At 56.9% G+C, this 16,137-nt stretch carries 16 protein-coding genes and 1 pseudogene; 4 read left to right on the top strand and 13 right to left on the bottom strand.

The window, feature by feature from the left end; genetic code table 11:
* Positions 1-66 precede the first annotated feature (66 nt).
* From CAI21_RS10560 to CAI21_RS10530, 6 genes and pseudogenes are all read right to left on the bottom strand, one after another.
* A complete protein-coding gene (locus tag CAI21_RS10560) occupies positions 67-693 on the bottom strand; it encodes a TetR/AcrR family transcriptional regulator (RefSeq protein WP_116302254.1) in 627 nt (208 codons plus the stop codon).
* Between the two features lie 238 nt (positions 694-931).
* Positions 932-1,183, bottom strand: a pseudogene (locus tag CAI21_RS10555) (outer membrane protein transport protein); the annotation flags it as partial.
* Positions 1,184-1,313: 130 nt separating this feature from the next.
* Complete coding sequence (locus tag CAI21_RS10545; protein ID WP_181919372.1) at positions 1,314-2,402, bottom strand: OmpP1/FadL family transporter; 1,089 nt, start codon at positions 2,400-2,402, stop codon at positions 1,314-1,316.
* Positions 2,403-2,632: 230 nt separating this feature from the next.
* A complete protein-coding gene (locus CAI21_RS10540) occupies positions 2,633-3,409 on the bottom strand; it encodes a helix-turn-helix domain-containing protein (protein ID WP_116302250.1) in 777 nt (258 codons plus the stop codon).
* A 357-nt stretch (positions 3,410-3,766) separates the two neighbouring features.
* Entirely contained in the window at positions 3,767-4,198 is a 432-nt protein-coding gene (locus CAI21_RS10535) for a hypothetical protein (protein WP_116302249.1), read from the bottom strand.
* A gap of 194 nt (positions 4,199-4,392) precedes the next feature.
* Entirely contained in the window at positions 4,393-5,505 is a 1,113-nt protein-coding gene (locus CAI21_RS10530; protein ID WP_116302248.1) for a glycosyltransferase family 1 protein, read from the bottom strand.
* A 476-nt stretch (positions 5,506-5,981) separates the two neighbouring features.
* Between CAI21_RS10530 and CAI21_RS10525 the strand changes: the two genes are divergently transcribed.
* Complete coding sequence (locus CAI21_RS10525; protein WP_258868083.1) at positions 5,982-6,680, top strand: class I SAM-dependent methyltransferase; 699 nt, start codon at positions 5,982-5,984, stop codon at positions 6,678-6,680.
* Here the strand turns inward: CAI21_RS10525 and CAI21_RS10520 are convergent.
* From CAI21_RS10520 to CAI21_RS10510, 3 genes are all read right to left on the bottom strand, one after another.
* Positions 6,638-7,987, bottom strand: a complete 1,350-nt coding sequence (locus tag CAI21_RS10520) for an MATE family efflux transporter (protein ID WP_116302246.1) — start codon at positions 7,985-7,987, stop codon at positions 6,638-6,640. The genes CAI21_RS10525 and CAI21_RS10520 overlap by 43 nt on opposite strands.
* A 104-nt stretch (positions 7,988-8,091) precedes the next feature.
* Positions 8,092-9,021 (bottom strand): alpha/beta fold hydrolase, encoded by a 930-nt coding sequence (locus CAI21_RS10515; protein WP_116302245.1) that lies wholly within the window; start codon positions 9,019-9,021, stop codon positions 8,092-8,094.
* A 137-nt stretch (positions 9,022-9,158) separates the two neighbouring features.
* Positions 9,159-9,638 carry an outer membrane beta-barrel protein gene (locus CAI21_RS10510; protein WP_116302244.1) on the bottom strand — a complete coding sequence of 160 codons (480 nt, stop codon included), beginning with the start codon at positions 9,636-9,638 and terminating at the stop codon, positions 9,159-9,161.
* A gap of 442 nt (positions 9,639-10,080) precedes the next feature.
* On the opposite strand from CAI21_RS10510, the gene CAI21_RS10505 reads away from it, so the two are divergent.
* From CAI21_RS10505 to CAI21_RS10495, 3 genes are all read left to right on the top strand, one after another.
* A complete protein-coding gene (locus CAI21_RS10505; RefSeq protein WP_116302243.1) occupies positions 10,081-10,326 on the top strand; it encodes a hypothetical protein in 246 nt (81 codons plus the stop codon).
* A gap of 545 nt (positions 10,327-10,871) precedes the next feature.
* A complete protein-coding gene (locus tag CAI21_RS10500; RefSeq protein ID WP_116302242.1) occupies positions 10,872-11,633 on the top strand; it encodes a hypothetical protein in 762 nt (253 codons plus the stop codon).
* Positions 11,634-11,674: 41 nt separating this feature from the next.
* Positions 11,675-12,112 (top strand): polysaccharide lyase, encoded by a 438-nt coding sequence (locus CAI21_RS10495; RefSeq protein ID WP_116302241.1) that lies wholly within the window; start codon positions 11,675-11,677, stop codon positions 12,110-12,112.
* A 50-nt stretch (positions 12,113-12,162) separates the two neighbouring features.
* On the opposite strand, the gene CAI21_RS10490 is transcribed toward CAI21_RS10495, so the two are convergent.
* From CAI21_RS10490 to CAI21_RS10475, 4 genes are all read right to left on the bottom strand, one after another.
* On the bottom strand, positions 12,163-12,924 hold the full coding sequence (locus CAI21_RS10490; protein WP_116302240.1) for a PP2C family protein-serine/threonine phosphatase: 762 nt from the start codon (positions 12,922-12,924) through the stop codon (positions 12,163-12,165).
* A gap of 1 nt (position 12,925) precedes the next feature.
* Positions 12,926-13,552 carry a serine/threonine-protein kinase gene (locus CAI21_RS10485; protein WP_116302239.1) on the bottom strand — a complete coding sequence of 209 codons (627 nt, stop codon included), beginning with the start codon at positions 13,550-13,552 and terminating at the stop codon, positions 12,926-12,928.
* Positions 13,549-15,267 (bottom strand): protein kinase family protein, encoded by a 1,719-nt coding sequence (locus tag CAI21_RS10480; protein ID WP_116302238.1) that lies wholly within the window; start codon positions 15,265-15,267, stop codon positions 13,549-13,551. Before CAI21_RS10480 ends, CAI21_RS10485 begins: the two co-directional genes overlap by 4 nt.
* A 162-nt stretch (positions 15,268-15,429) precedes the next feature.
* Positions 15,430-16,023: an acyloxyacyl hydrolase gene (locus CAI21_RS10475; protein WP_116302237.1), complete on the bottom strand. Its 594-nt coding sequence runs from the start codon at positions 16,021-16,023 to the stop codon at positions 15,430-15,432.
* Between the last annotated feature and the right edge of the window lie 114 nt (positions 16,024-16,137).

The raw sequence follows: 16,137 nt of genomic DNA, 5'->3' as shown, positions 1-16,137 counted from the left end.
CGAAAAGCCGGGCTCAAAAGCCCGGCTTTTTTATAAGGCATCGCGCTTTGGCGGGATGAACCTTCCTTATTCCAAATCAATCTGCTGCCAACGCGCGACCGTATCGGCAATTAATCCTTCAACACGCTGAATGGTCGGCTCGTCGCCGGTAGGTCCCGTTAACACGACCTGCGCCCCGATAGTGATCGCGTAAAGAATTAATGCCAAGTCGCGGGAAACGCGCGGATCGGTCGGTAATTGCTCAAGCAGTACCACGTTTTCCGCAATCCTTGCCTGGTCCACCTCGGCAACCACCTCTGCGGCATAGGCATCGCGGCGCGCAAAGTCGCGCACGGCCAACTCGATTCGCAACCGGCGCGCATTCTTTGCCGTCTCGCTCAGCAGCGTGTGAAGCTTTTTCCTCAGCTCCTTAACCGGGTCGTCTTCGCTGAGCTTCCAGTACTTGAATTCCTGAAACCGCCTATCTCGCCAACGCTTAAGAAAGCTTACGATCAAGTCTTGATGATCACGAAAGTGCCAATAAAAGCTGCCCCGCGTCACCCCAAGCTTTCTTGCGAGCACCAGCACGCGCACATTGTCGAAGCCACCCTCCACGATGGCGCCGGCAGCCGCATCCAGCCAGTCGTCTCGCGTCAGCTGAGCTTTGTCTCGCGACGCTTCCCTGCGTCCGCCACGGCTTTTCGTTCCTGACATTACCCCGTATCCCCTACCTACGACAGTCAGCTTCGCGCCTTACGAATGAACATACACTAGTGTACGGCTTTATAGGCTTACTGTCTTGTAGCATGAGCCAAGGGGGCGAGAGGATAGCGGGGATAGACGAGAAAAACAACGCCGACCTTAGGTCGGCGTTGTTTAGCACTGGAACGGCCCTTCCTCGTTTTAGAGCGACGTACGAGGCTCAAGCCAGGGCAACCTATCGCCCTCGCCTCTAGAAGCGGTAGTTCGCTTGTAAACCAAGGCTGTGAATATGCCCGCTGTACTCCCCTTCCAAGCGGTGATACGTACCGGCAGGGTTTTCCCGATTGTTAATGTCCGAATCGCGGAAATGCGTATACGTGTAAGCCGCATCAAGAGTAAAACGCGGCATTAAGGTCCAACTAAGGCCAGTCGCCAGAATCACTCGATCGCTGTCGGGGCCGCGAGGGCTACGCCGCACCTCATTCGGTACCGGACTTCGTCGTAACTCGCGCCCACACGCACAACCAAAGTATCATTCAGGCGGTAAATAGCTCCCAGGCCGAACCGCAAAGTATCCTCCCAAGCGAATGGCTGCACTAAATCCCGCCGCCTTAAATCGTCGCCATCGCCGGTTAGGTCGCTCCCGCCCCGTTCGGCCGAGTCGACGTAGGCAAACCGCAACTCGCTAATGCGGCTCCACCGCGTATGGGTGACCCCCCGACCAACGCCAAGTTCTGACCTAGCGCTTGATAAACGCTCAGCGTCACGATTTCCGGCATATCGGTAACCAGACGAATATCGCCGCCGGCAGCGCCTAACGGGCCAACGGCACGATTCGCCCCGTTAGCGGCCGCATTGGGGTCGAATATGCTGGCTAGCCCCGGCATATTATCGTCGATAGCATCCTCAAGCCGCTGCCGGAACTCCTCGTCCAGGGTTTGCGGACGCTTGGCCTGCCCATCGGCTACGTGGCGAACCCGACTTTGGTAATTGAAACCGATACGGGTCGCCTGACTCGGCTCCCACAGTAAACCAAGGTTAAAACCGTAAGCCCAGCTATCCACGCTCATGTCGTTGTCGACATCGAACTGATGCGCCAATGAATCCACGATAGCGGCCTCATTAGGCGAAACCAGGGGAGCGTCATGAAGTTGGGCAATCAGTTCATCGGCGACCAAATAACCGAGATCGATTTTGTTTTGAAAACGGCCGTCGAAGTACTGCGCGACACCACCGATGCCCACGCCCAGGGTGTCGGTGATCCTCACTGCAAGCGCCGGATTAAGGTTGATGGTGGTTATCTCCGTCTCGGTCGCGTGGTAACGCCCTACCCACTCATCGCCATAATCGGTCGTAGAAGCAAACGGCACATAAATGCCGAAACCGACAGCGGCCGCTTCGCTAAGCGTATGAGAATAATACAGGTGCGGTGCAACCGAACTGGCAGAGATACTACCCTCGCCCTCGCCCGGCACCTGACCGCCGATACTCTCGATCATTTCGCGGTGGGCTTCGGCTTCATAGTCGAAACCGGAGCGGATTATCGTCAGCCCACCGCTTACTTGCCGGCCTTGTAAACGCAGCAATCCAGCCGGGTTATGCGCCACTGCGGACGCATCTTCCAATAACGCCGCCGAACCGCTATAGGCGATTCCCATCTCTTTAATGCCTTTACTCGGCAACTCAAATCCGGCACCGACAGCTTGCAAGGAAATCAGCAAAGGTCCGCATCCTATCAGGACGTACGAACGTCTCCTCCCGAGAATTCTCCTCATCCTAGCATTCCTTTTTGTTGTCTTTGATTAACCGCAGTCACCCCTCGGCCATGCCAATATCGGCTCCGCCATTTAGCCTCCCTAATCCGGCACTACAGCTATCGGAGCCATTGGACCACGGTTAATGAGAGGATAGCGTTCTTAATCGACAGATGCTTGCAAGAAAAGGAAAGATATCATTCCTGAATTTGGACACGCCGGTAAGACATTGGCAGAGCCCATCGCATTCCATGCGCAGGAGATATTCCGAACAGATCGCGAAAGGATCGACTCAGGTGGGGTAAATCGGAAAACCCGGATAGGACGGCCAGCTCGGTCAGAGTGGAGTACTTCGGCACCAAGTCCGCGGCTAGCAGCAAACGCTGCCAGAGACGAAATCGGCGAAATCGCAAGCCGGTGGCCTCTTGAAAAATAGTTTGAAAGCGACGTGGCGATAAGTGCACGAATTCCGCCATGGCAGGTAAAGATAAAGCGCCCGAACACTGCGCATCGAGCTTTGCCAGTGCCTCTCGAACTCGGCTATTCGTCGGCATCTGTCGGCGGCAACCTAACAGCTCGATCAGGGCAGAGACAACCGAACTGCCAGCAGGTCGCTCTCGATAGGCGGAGCACAACAGTTCTACGACATAATTCAGGTTAGGGAAGGTCTCGATGGCTAAGCTGTCGCCAAAACGACTCCAAGCACCTAGGTAGTAAGGGTTGTTGGCAGAGAGGAAAAAAGCCGCCAGGCGTTTGCCACCCACATCGATACCGGGCACCTTGGCTTCCGCAGGCGCATACACGGCGGCTCCGGATTGGCCGTCGCTCAGCCTGATCGGCCCATCCAAACCGATATACAGGCCGATCGCCGGGTGCATATGTGGGCGCAGCGCAGGAGCAGGGCCTATGTAACCTAGCCACCCCGAACCTGCATAAATAACGCCCCCAGCAACCCCATTTTGTTTATCCGTCATTCAGTATTCCTTGTTTTGCAACCGGGTTACCTTCCGTCTTCTTCCAGAAAAATAGGCACACGCCGATAGGATTCATCACCGCCTCTAAGCTCGCAAAAGCTATGAGATCCATCGCGTACGCCTGACGATAATGTGCCGGTGAGCGGGTAAAGCAGCTACGGCCACCCCCATTTTGCAACTTAGCTCTGCTAGCAAAGGCCAGGCGCGGGCACGGCCGCTTCCATGCGTCATTGCCGCCCCGCACACCGCGAAAGACTTGCTACTGAGAATAGTTCGAAACAGCCAAAGTGCCTTGAAAAAAACGGCAAGCTGCCCCTGTATCGATCGTCGCCTCTCTTGCCAGTAGACAGGAAGCGTTTACAAGGTAGGTTCTTTACGCTCTCCAAGCGGTGGCGAAGCCGGCCGCGCTGCCGGCGGCGTGGCTTCTCCGCTTAGATGCCAACCGGACTGGCGGCAGCGTTCTAGAAACTCGGCAACGGCGCGCCTGCGGACCCAAGGCCGCCACGCTGCTAAGCCTTGCTGACGGGCAACGACCGCAAACTCATCGGCCGGGACTGCCCGCACCTGTAGTTGCTCCGATACCTCTAGCCACTGCAAGTGGTCGATACAGAGCGCTCTTGATTCATCGTCCACGTTCAATTCAAGCATGTTATCCGGCGCCAATGCCAAAGCCGGCAGATTAAACCACTGCTCGATCTCGACGCCGTTGAGCGATTTCCACACTTTACTTAACGAGTCACCTGGCTCAACCGCGAACTCGACTCGAACCAATACGTCAAGCTTATCCATTAGACCCCGCATCACGCTTAATATTGATAGAGCGTTTCACTATCCGACAATACGCAGGCGGTCTTCAAGAGGCATTCGGATAGGGCTTGAGTTTCGGGCCAATTCGGTAAGCCACCACGCGCCGGGGTAAGGCAGATAGTGGTTACTCTAGGGACGGCGCCACACCTCCGCGCTCGATCGTGCGCGGGTACAAGCTAAGCGGACAGAGCCAGCGCTCGGCTGCCTCGGCGGTGTTCTTCTTCGCATAGCGCTGTGGTTAAGGTATGCATGACTAAAGCATCCGGGCGCAGATAGGTGTGATAATAGTGAAAGTTGTTCGCCATCATGCGGTGGCGCCGAGCCTGATTTTCCATCAACTCAACGACGCGCTCGACGCACTGCTCCGGGGTCTCGAAGCTTAGATAGTGACGACCGGCGCTTAGCTCCCCAGGCACCTGATAGTTTAATGGCTCGGAGACAATCGCTTTAGACAGAGCCACATATTCGCCAAACTTCCAACCGATCGATCCATGTAGGCCGGTGCTCGCGATACAAATGGGATAGTCCCTTAACAGCTGTAGATAACGCCCTTTTGCACCCACATCGGCACTTGGCAGCAGCAGGTCCGGGTAATGCTCGCGCGCATATGGATCATGGATAAACCCGCCATAGAAACGGGGGCCTAGTTCGCTTCGCAGTAACGCGATACAACGCCCCCGCATCTCGTTTATGTAGCGCCTTTCCTCACGCAGTGCTGGCGACAGCCGCCTGTTACCGTCCGGGTTCCAAGCGCGCACCATAAACAAGGCCTTTGGCGATGCCTCGTTATCCGGCACACCGCACAGATTTTCGACGCTGGAGATCTGCCGCCGCCGCCCCAATAGACTAAGGGATTGTACCGTCTGCGGTAATTTATCCCCCAGCGCCTCCAGCTTCAGCGCTCGATGTACGCCGAACGGGTCCGGCCCAGACGGATAAACCTCGTAGTTCAAACCAAGCGGATAAATTCTGCGTTCGGCCGTCTCCAACCGGGCTGCCCGTTGCGGACAATAGCTCCGCTTAAAGCAATAGTCGGCGGCCTCCAACGCGGCTTTGTCGTGAATTTCCCAGCCATCAAAAGTATCGTAGAGGATACGAATACGGTCATTGACGATGAGGCTTAATCCGGCAGGCCCGCTCATGCCGCTAACTTTTTTCTTCGGCCGTTTTCGAACGGTCTGGCTCAGCGAAATCACACCTGCCCGGTGCAACATAAGCAAACCCGTGTATATCTGCTGAAGATGCAAGCTATTCGATTCCGCTATGACCCTGCAGCTGATCTTGGCCATGTTTTGGACCTCCTTGTCCATAAGGGATATTAGCGGAGTACCGAAAAGCCCCTGCCGGACCTTTTACAGTTCGCTGCTCCACGATACACCGCCCGCGCGACGCTCAGCCGATTAAGCACCTACGAGCTTGATCGGCATACGACGTATCGGGTATACCGCCTTAACAGGATGCGGGAAATGGCTCTTTGTAAAACAAAGGCCATGAACAATCTCGCCTTACCGGCGTCATACATACTGACCATAGTGATGGCGCTGCCGTACAGGCCGAACAAGTGTCTCCATCAGGAGACAGCTCTGCCTTCCTTTGACACACATCGTTCGTTACACTAGCGCGGCAATTTACCTCGTCACACGTTGATCGGCGTACTCAGCAGGTCACCCAATGCCATCAGAGAAAAACGTAGCCGATACTATGGCATGAAGGCTCACGCTAGATCGCTGGAAACACCGATAATTCCTTTATTCCATGAATGGCCGTGCACAACACCTACAACGATACGATTAACCGCGAACTCACCCGCTCTCTCCAAAGCGCCATCCCCAACGCCCGAGCAGAGGCCTGCCGCCTACCGGATGTCCCTGAAATCGCGCTTTATCTGCTAAATTGCGACTATTCCAGCGCCGAGCTAACGCCGGAACAAACCCGTCGCATCATGGATTATCCGGCTTACTGGTCCTTTTGCTGGGCTAGCGGCCAAGTCCTTGCCCGCTATCTGCTAGACCATCCGGGCTGGGTCAATGGTCGCCACGTCCTCGATTTTGGCTGCGGTTCGGGTGTGGTAGCAATTGCGGCGGCACTCGCCGGAGCAGCTCAGGTCACGGCGTGCGACCTCGACCCCGATGCATTAAACGCCACCGCTCATAATGCCGCTCTGAATAAGGTGCAACTGACCCTTTGCTCGGACTTTGCGCACGTCACGGCACCGATTGATCTGATTGTGGTCGCAGATGTCTTATACGATGCCGCCAATCTAGGATGGCTGTCGCGCTTCCTACAAAAAGCGCCGGAAGTTCTCATTGCCGACTCTCGCGTTAAAGACTTCAGCGCGCCGAATTACGCGTGGATTGACCGTCGTCGCAGTCGCACCTGGCCCGACCTGGATGAGTTTGACGAATTCCGGGAAGTCAACCTTTACCGCGGGCGGGCGACTTCGGTCCCGGCCACGGCCACTTGATATTCAAGCGCGCGCCGGTACAACAGCCAGGCGGCAGTACCGGCCAGCAAGTTCCCCACCAAAGCCCCGGTAAAAAGCCCCGAAAGGCCGGCCACATAGGCGCCTAGCCAAAGCGCGGGCAAATACCACGCGAACAAGCGTAACGACGAAATAAGCATCGCCCGCAAAGGCATGCCTAACGCGTTACAGACGGATACCATAATCATACAGACGCCTAGCCCGCCGTAACTTAACGGCACTCGAACCAGGTAATCCTGTAGGATCGCCGCCACCGATAAGTCCTGAGTCAGTAAATGGCTCAGAACCCCGCTTAATACAAGCCAGAGAACGGCGACCGCCAACTGCCACCCCAACACGAAGCCTACCGCTAGGCGAACCAACGCACGCACGTGATCCAACTGCCCGGCCCCGAGGAAACGGCCGACCATCGGCGGTAACGACATGGTCAGCGCCAAGACGACGACGATGGAAAAATACTCCAGCCGGGTACCCAAAGCCCACGCGGCAACGGCGGTCGCGCCGAACCCAGCCACCAATGCAGTTGCCGTCATCGCGGCGATGGGCGGCATGAGTTGGCTTAGCATTGCCGGCCCCGCGATGCCGGAGAGTTGCCCAACGGCACGGTCTATCGGCAGGCTGTGCATATCGAAGCGAACCCAGCCGCGATGCCATACGCGCCAATACACGACCGCCGCACCGGTACCGAAGGCGACCAGCGTCGCCAACGCAGCTCCTGGCAAGCCCCAACCGAAGGTAAAGATAAAAAGCGGATCGAGCGCCAGATTAATGAAACTGGTCACGACCATCATCAGCCCTGGCAAGCGCGTATCGCCGTGAGCACGACAGATACTATACGCGTAGTATAGTGCCGCCCCCATCCAGGCACTGGCTAGCCAAGGAACCCAGTACTGGTCAATCAAGGGCATCAAAGCCGAGTCAATACCCAACAGGCTCAGTAACGGAGCACGAGAAAACCACAGTATCCCGCACAATAGAAAAGCCGCGCCCAAACCGACCGCGATAACCAGCCCGCCCAACCTCTGCGCGCGCACGCTATCTCCGGCTCCTAAAGCACGCGAAATCAGGGCGGTGGTTGCGATACCGATCCCAACTTGCATGCCGATCATGAGCTGCATAACCGGAAGGGTAAAACCCAAAGCCGCCAGCGGGTCCACACCCAGCTGCCCGACGAACGCACTATCGACCAGGTGTACCGTCATTAGCGACAGGACGCCGAAAATCATCGGCCAGGTCATCCGAAACAGTGATCTGCCGAGTCCGTCGCGTACAAGATCGTCCGTCGTCATCGAAGGCTCGCGGCTACAAAAGAGCCGAACATTGTAGCATTGCTATATTGAGAAAGAATGGCCGCCCTCTACCCGTTAATTCGCGGCCTTTCCAAAGCTTTGCCTTACTCGGGAAGTGGAGGAATCGCTTCCGGCTGGTCCAAGGTTACGAAGTGGCTACAGCCCGGCACTTCCCTTAGCTCCAAAAAAGGCGCCTGCTCGGCGCTTTTTTGCATGAGATAGCGGCTGAGTACTTTATCTTTTTCGGGGATCAGAATGACACCGCGCTGGAGATGTTGATAAATCCCATAATCGCGCTGCCGCATCCACTCGCCGATCAATCGAAGATTAGTCGACAGGGTGCGGGTACGTTTGGGATTGAACGGGAGGCTTTCGATCTGAGCCCGTTTGCGCGGCGTATCCACCGGCCCCCACAGCGCTCGGTTACGAGCCGAGATAGGCTGCTTGCGCCACAACGGAACGAAAAACGGCAAAAGCAGAAATGTTCCAGGCGGCAGCCCCTTCTTCGGTGCCGCTTGCGGCAATACCGGCGCTTCCAATATCGCCTCCACATCGGCAAACAGATCGGGCCGGCGGCTCGCCGCCTCCAACACCACAGCTCCACCCCGTGAATGACCGTGAACCCGAATTCGTTGACTCTTGGGTAAATGCGCTAAGGCTTGAATAAGCACTTCAGCGTCGTATTCGATGCTGCCTACCGGCGCATCGGGCGTTTCAGCCCATGAAGCGTCGACATAATGCGGTTGGTCGAGCGGCACATGATAATCGCCGCTATTGACCAAGATAAGCTGCACGTCCGGGTCGTTGTATAGATCGGTAAAGTAAGAGAAGTTTTCGCAAAATCCGTGCATACCTATAACGGTAGCGCGCGGCGACTCGCAATCGCGTACAGCCACAACGGCGTTGCCGACAGGGTACATGACGCCATCGAACGGCTCCCGATACCGTTGCGGCACTTCGTGCCGCAACAACCACTCGCGGAGCCCTAACAAGCCTCCGGTCAACAACACTAGGAACGATAAAGCAATGTACATGCCTGGCCCTTCTTCTATATCTTATCGCGCAGCGGCGTTGGACCATTCCATAGCGCCTGGGTAAAACGCCGTTTCGAGAACACGGTTTAACAGGGTGGTTGGCGCGGGCGCCATAGCGCCCGGCCAATTATCCGAACTTAGAAGTGAAATGCCACGTTCGCCTGCACCGAGTTTGTGTTATCGCGAACCACATACTCGCCGCGCAGCTCAAGCTGGGATGTCAACGCGTAACCGGCACCGACCCCGAACATTAAACCGTCATCGTCGCCAAAGTCGAACCCGGCTCGGCCGAAGAACTGCACATCACGGCTAACGGGGTATCCCACGAGTGCGTTAGCCCAAATCCCACTGAAGGATTCGTCGCCGCCAACGTCAAAGTCGAAATCGCCCGTGTCCAGATAGCCTAACTCAACTGCCACATTAAACGGGTCGACATCGAGCCAGGGCATCTTATAACCGGCAAATAACTGATAGCCGGTTGAATCGTCGGCACCGGACAGGGAGTTAACGTTGATCCCGCCGCCTATATAGAAGTCTCGCTCATCCAGCTGTTGCGCGAACGCACCGCCGCTTGCGAGGCCTATAATCAATCCTAAACTGGTGACCGCTTTCTTCATCCCTCTCACCTCAATCTGTCAGCTAAGCCGTACAGTTGTAATATGTGCCGGCCGTAGCTGGCACGCTGCTACTGCGCCGGGCAAAAAGTATCCCGATGCAGGCTACGACGTATGTCTCTCTTACCGCCTTTTCCAGCCTATCGGCACCACCCCCTCGGGCCTTGGCTACAGCCATTGCCGACAAGGCCCACCTAGCCAAGGTGCGGGAGAAAAGATCGACCGTGAGAAAAGTAAGGCGAAGCGAGGGAAAGCGGACCTGGACGAACCGACTCACTTGGCGGCACATGAGTCTTTTTGGCACACGCCAACGCATGCCAAAACAACCAGAAAAAACCATAAGACACTGAAAATAAAATATAAAATGATATTGGCACGGGTACTGCATTATGCCGGGTGCGTCTGACATAGACTCACTTGAGATCTGCGACTAAGGAGGTTGCATATGACCACGATCATCAAACTTCGTCATATTCTTCTGAGCCTATTTGCCGTTGTCGCTCTGGGCCTGGGCGGTTACGCACAAGCCGGTTTCGGACAGGATGCCGGCACCCATGATCACGAAACCACCGCTCAGCAAGGCGGCGGCACCTGGGACGATCAAGCCGCCGATCAAGGTGGTACCTGGGGCGAAGAAGACGACGATGACGAAGAAGACGATCAGTGGGGTGACACGGACTCCAACTGGTAAGCAAACCTCATCTTCTAGCAAGAAGGCCGCCGCTTAGGCGGCCTTTTTCGTTGGCATACCAAGCCGTTGGAGAGGCAAACGTAGCCCCCGAGCACGCGAAGCGAAACGCATTGCCTAGCCTACTGCCGGCAAAAGGCAATAACTCCGTAAAGCGCGAAGAAATAAAAAAAACCCGCCAGTGATAGCGGGTAAATCGATATCTTGGAGGAGATATCTTAAGGAGGAGAGTCTTAATTATAAGGCCTCTTGTTGCGCTGCGCAATATGTTGCGGCGCAATAAGCGGCATACATTCAAAACTCGCGAAAGTTCCCTCCCCCGTCAGTGACGTCCCCAAGCTGTGACACGCCCCCACCCTGTCGCTAAGTAGCGACTTTTATTCCTATTTTTTGTGAGCTTCTTCGTCCCGGCGCGTGAAGAGCGTCAACAATCCCGCTGCTCAAGCAAGCCAGACTCCTTGCCTACGTCACCGCCCCCGCTACACCGCGGTGGCCTATTGGATAGGACAGTCCCCGGATATGGGACCTGAGCAAAAGGGATCTATACGATGTCGACGACTTATTCACGTCCGCTCTTTGCCACAGCGTTTGCAGCAGCGCTCTTGGTACCGCTGACCGCATGCGGCGGCAGCGACGGTGCACCGAGCAGCCTCGCCTCGAACACGGCAACCGTACCGGCCGCAGTCGATCTACAAGCCATCCGCGGCGATAATGTAGACCTACACTTTTCCTGGAACGGCGCAACCGACGCCCACTACGAAATCAAATCGACCGATGGCGGCTCGTGGTCTACCAACGGCGTAGCCGAAGGCGGCTCGGTCACCTTGTCGGACATACCGCAAGACGGAGAATACAGCTTTTGCATTACCGAAGACGGCGAGCAAAGCTGTACGTCATTCTCGACTCATATCGATAACAACGGCAACCTGGCAGCGCCGACCGTAACGGATGGCACTAAAACCCCGGCAGAGACTGAGACGGCTGGCAGCGACGGCCCGCCGGTTAACGAATGCGACAATCCGCAACCGGAATGGATTTGGTGCGACGACTTCGAAGAAGATCGCATGAGCGCGTACTTCGAAGCGTCTATGCCCCGACGCGACGGTGCCGGTATCGACGGCTCCACCGGCATTGTCGGGCAATACCTACTGGGCACCGCCGAAGCCGGCAACCTGAAACTGGCCTTCGGTCGCACGCCCGGCGGGTCGTTCCGCCCCGTCGACGAAGGTACGCAAAACTACCGCGAGATCTACTGGCGGGTTTATCTAAAACATCCGGAAGACTGGCAAGCGGCGGCGCCGATAAGCTAAGCCGGGCTACGGTATTTACGAATTCCAACTGGCACCAAGCGATGATCGCGCACGTTTGGAGCGGCGACGATCCGGGCGCTCACGCTAACTACCTCCAGCTTGACCCGGCCAGCGGAACCAATCACGCGGGTAACATCATCACTCAGCGGTATAACGACTTCGCCCGTCTACAGTGGTTGGGCTCGACCAATAGCAACACCCCGATTTTCGATCCCGAGCACCTCGGTCAATGGCACTGTGTGGAGGCCCGCGTACGATTGAACGACGCCGGCCAATCCAACGGCATTTTCGAGCTGTGGATCAATGACGAGCTGGAAGCCAGCCGGGCCGATCTGAACTGGGTAGGTTCCTATAGCAATTACGGCATCAACGCCGTTTTCTTAGAAAACTTCTGGAATACCCACAGCCCGGTCGAGCAGGAGCGCTATATGGACAACTTCGTTGTGAGCACCGATCGCATCGGTTGCGGCATCGACTAACCCCCCGCTAACAAGCAGAAACCAAAGAGGGCCGGCACCGCCGGCCCTCTTCATTGAATCGCCGGCGCAAACAGCAAGACCGTGATATTGTCTTCGCCGCCCTTAGCGTTGGCAGCCCGAATCAGGGTTCTTGACGCATCGACCAAACCGGCAGCAGCGTTCAGCTCATCGACGATCAACTCATCGGACAGCGCTTTATTAAGTCCATCGCTACACAGCAGCCAAACGTCGCCTGCCTGCAATGAGTCTTGAGAAACCGTAACATCGATCCGGTCGGCCACCCCAAGCGCCTGGCTTAATACTTGATTATAAGGGGATTCGGCTATACGCGATCGACTCAAAACGCCATCTTTGAGCATTTGCTGGGCCACGGTATGATCTTCCGTCAAACACAGCAATTGCCCTGCACGCTGACGGTAGCAGCGGGAGTCGCCGACATGAGCGACCATCACACGCTCACCGACCGCTAACGCAACCACGATGGTCGTCGCCATCGATTTCAACTCGGGAGACTGCAACTGGCATTTTTGCACCGCGCTGTTAGCCACTTTAACGGCTGTCAGCAACATGGATCGCAGCGCCTCCTCGTCCGGCGCCGATTCCAGCTCGAGCAATGCCTCCCGGCCATGCTCGATCACAGCCCTTACCGCCACCTCGCTTGCCACATCGCCACCCGGAAGGCCGCCGACACCGTCGGCCACAACGGCGAGCAATGCCTCGCGATCCGGCCTTAGCACATAATCCAAAGCGTCTTCGTTACGCCGTTTGACGCAACCGACATCGGTTTCCCCGTAGACCTCAAATCGAGGCATATCAGCTCAACTCCTTAGCAAGCCTCGTCGAGAGTTTCCGTAACGTCTCGGCAAACTCCGCTCCTCTCTGATAGCGGCGATCCGGGTTCTTCTGCAACGCTTTACCAATGACTCGGCTCACCACTGTCGGTAAATCCGGTCGCAATTCATGGAGCGCCTTGGGCTTTTGCTTGCTGATCTGATAAGCCAACGCTGCCAGCGTGTCCCCCTGAAACGGTAACTCCGCAGTAAGCAGCTGAAAAGCGCTAACCCCGAGGCTAAAGACGTCAGCGCGCCCGTCCACCGGTTCACCGGCAATCTGCTCGGGAGACATATAAGAAGGACTACCCAGAATAGCACCCGTGCGCGTTCGAGTCGTATCGGCCAGGCGCGCCACGCCGAAGTCGGTTACTTTTACCCGGCCGTCCTGCTCATCGTACATGAGATTATGCGGTTTGATATCCCGATGGATAACACCCTGGCGATGGGCATAATCCAGCGCCTCCGCCACCTGGGCGAGCAACGTGCAAACCTCCACCGCCGGCAATAACGTATCCGCTTCGGTATATGCACGTAACGGCTGGCCTCGCATATAATCCATGGCTATAAAAGCGACGTCCTTTTCTTCCCCAACATCGTAAATCGTCACAATATTGGGGTGACTGAGTCGCCCGGCCGCTTCTGCTTCCCGGAAAAACGCGCGCGGAACTCGTCGGGATCTTCATCCAAACTGGTCAAATCCAGCGTCTTCACCGCAACCGGCCGCCCGATTTTGGGGTCGACGCCAAGGTAAACAACGCCCATCGAGCCACGGCCTAACTCCCGCTCCAACTCGTAACGCCCGAGTACCGGTCTTGCCAGCCCCTCTTCGGGAATTAGCATCGAAGCTGCACCGTAGGTTTGACCAGGCTGCCAAGCGCTCGTGGCATGCAACTGACTCAGCTTGGCGATACGCGCCGAGGTATCTCGATACTTGCGTCGACGACGCAGAATCGTCTGAAAAACCTTCGCTGCCTGTTCATAGTGCCGCCGTCGCTCGTAGCCAATCCCGATATCGTACAGCACGTCCAGCACCGCATCGGAGGTTTCGCAGCTCTCGATGCGAGCCAACGCGGCCTCCAGATCGGCATCCTCCAACTGACGCCGCGCTAACGCCACCCGTGCCGCATCCGCCTCCCGCGTTAAATGCCGACGGTGACGCCGTAGCGTGTTAGTGATCTGCGCAATCGCATAACCGCCAGTCAACAGCAGTAGGGGCGCAGCCAGGCTCACCCATTGCCCGTGACTGGCATACACGCCCATCATCCCACCCAAGCTCACGAGCACCAGGATCAGGGTCAATAAGGCTGCCACCGGCGCGCGCAGAAACGGCAGAACAAACAACAGATACAGCGCAAATAGCAACAACAATGCCTTTTCGGCCGTCACCGCCCAGCCTGGCGTATACGTTAAGGCTGGCGCGTATAAGCTCACAACCGAGGCCGCCAAGTCACGCACAATCGGATCGTCAGCCGCGCCGAGGATAATAATTTGGCCCGATAGCGAGGGCCCGCCCTGGCGACTCCCCAAATCGCGGATATCGACCTCGCGAACGGACGGAAACCGCTCCACAGCGGTAGAATAACGGGGGTATATCCGCCCGAAGCGGTCTGTAGGAATAAATACGCCGCCGGCACGCAAGCCGCCTTCGGCAAATTCGATATGACCGCCGGTACGCGCGTACACTTGCAGCGCCAGATCCGGGACGATGCGCTCGTTAACATGCCAGAGCAAAGGGCGCGTTACCGCCAACGCCTGCGCCTCCAACACCGGCAACGCCTCAAAGCGCGTGATTTCGCTATCGATCAAGCGCGCTTCACGGTACACAGGGTTAAGAATCGAAGCCTTCGCCAGCGGAGTTTGCCCCTCGCCAGGCTCCACATTACGAGCGGCTTTGGCAGGCCATGAGGCGATCGCAAGACCTGCGAAATCCTCCGCCGGAACCCCGAGCAGCACGCCGGCATCGTCTAAGCGCTGCCGTAAGGCCTGACCTTCCGGCGACCATATCAAGGCGTTGCGGGTGTGTTCATCGAGCACCCATGCAACGGCCGCAGCCGATTGAGTCGCACTCCGAGCACGATCCAACCAAGCAGCCACATGGGTAAGCCGCTCCTCCCACGAGCTTTCGCCGGATCGACCGGTATGCGCCACCACCACCGGGGCGGACACAGAAGCCGGCTCAAACAGTGTTTCCGCAAAGCGGTACAAATGCGCGTCGAGCGCCCGCACCCCCGGCACAAGCCCTGCGAACAACAACCCGATAAGTGTCCCTAAAACGATAAGCCCGTCGCCGCTGGCGACGCGCTTTAACGGCCCTTTGAACAAGTCCCCCCCTATGCCATCGAACGGCAACACGATAAGTTATTAGTAGATGCTTGTTGTCACGCAGCGTTCAGCCCCCATGCCGAGCAGCTGCCTGAATCCACGGGGTAGCCTAAGTTAACGGCTTTCGGAGCGTGCGCTTGAATTCCGAGCGTCCCCGTCAGACTAGAAAGATAAACGCAACTCTACCGCCTGCACGGTATAACCGTCGTTGTCCGAATAAAGCCCGCCGTTACTGGTGTGCTGGATTCTATAACCAACGCCGATGCCAGGCCCCAAGCTCGCGAATGCCCCAATATGGGAAGTAAACTGCCAATGCCCGCCAAAATCCCTGTCCGCCAGCTGGCTTTCCGACAAGTAGGTCGGACCGATACCACCCGACACCGCAACCGGCACTTCCGGGTTTTGTAAGCGCAGATGCAGCCCCGCCCCCGCCGTAGTCAGACTATCGTCCGAAGTCGCTAAACGACCGGCATTCAACTCAAGAGCGCTACGTACATGCCAGCTCTGCGGCTGCCCCACTCCCCAAGGCAGCCCTGTCCGCCAATAAACCTCCTGGCTGTTATAACTGACGCCGTTACCCATACTCGCACCAACGCGGACCCCGAATTGGCTAGCCTCCGCCGTCACCGGAATCGCCATCGCTGCGAGCAACGCCACCAAAGCCCCCCATCGCAAACCGCCACCATCAGGCCGGCCCGCATCGGGTTGAGAACTCAACTTAGAAGCGGCATAAGAAGCTTTAGTTTTCCGAATCACGTCGACATCCTCTGACAGATAATCCTATTGAACATGGAGCTGAGGTGCCTTCGACCAAATGACGCTCTTAAACCTCGACGCCGCCGCCGATTGGTAAAGCGTTGGAATGGATTA

The organism is Alkalilimnicola ehrlichii (genome assembly GCF_003399765.1).
Taxonomy (GTDB): domain Bacteria; phylum Pseudomonadota; class Gammaproteobacteria; order Nitrococcales; family AK92; genus AK92.
This window is presented reverse-complemented; position numbering and strand designations above follow the sequence as displayed.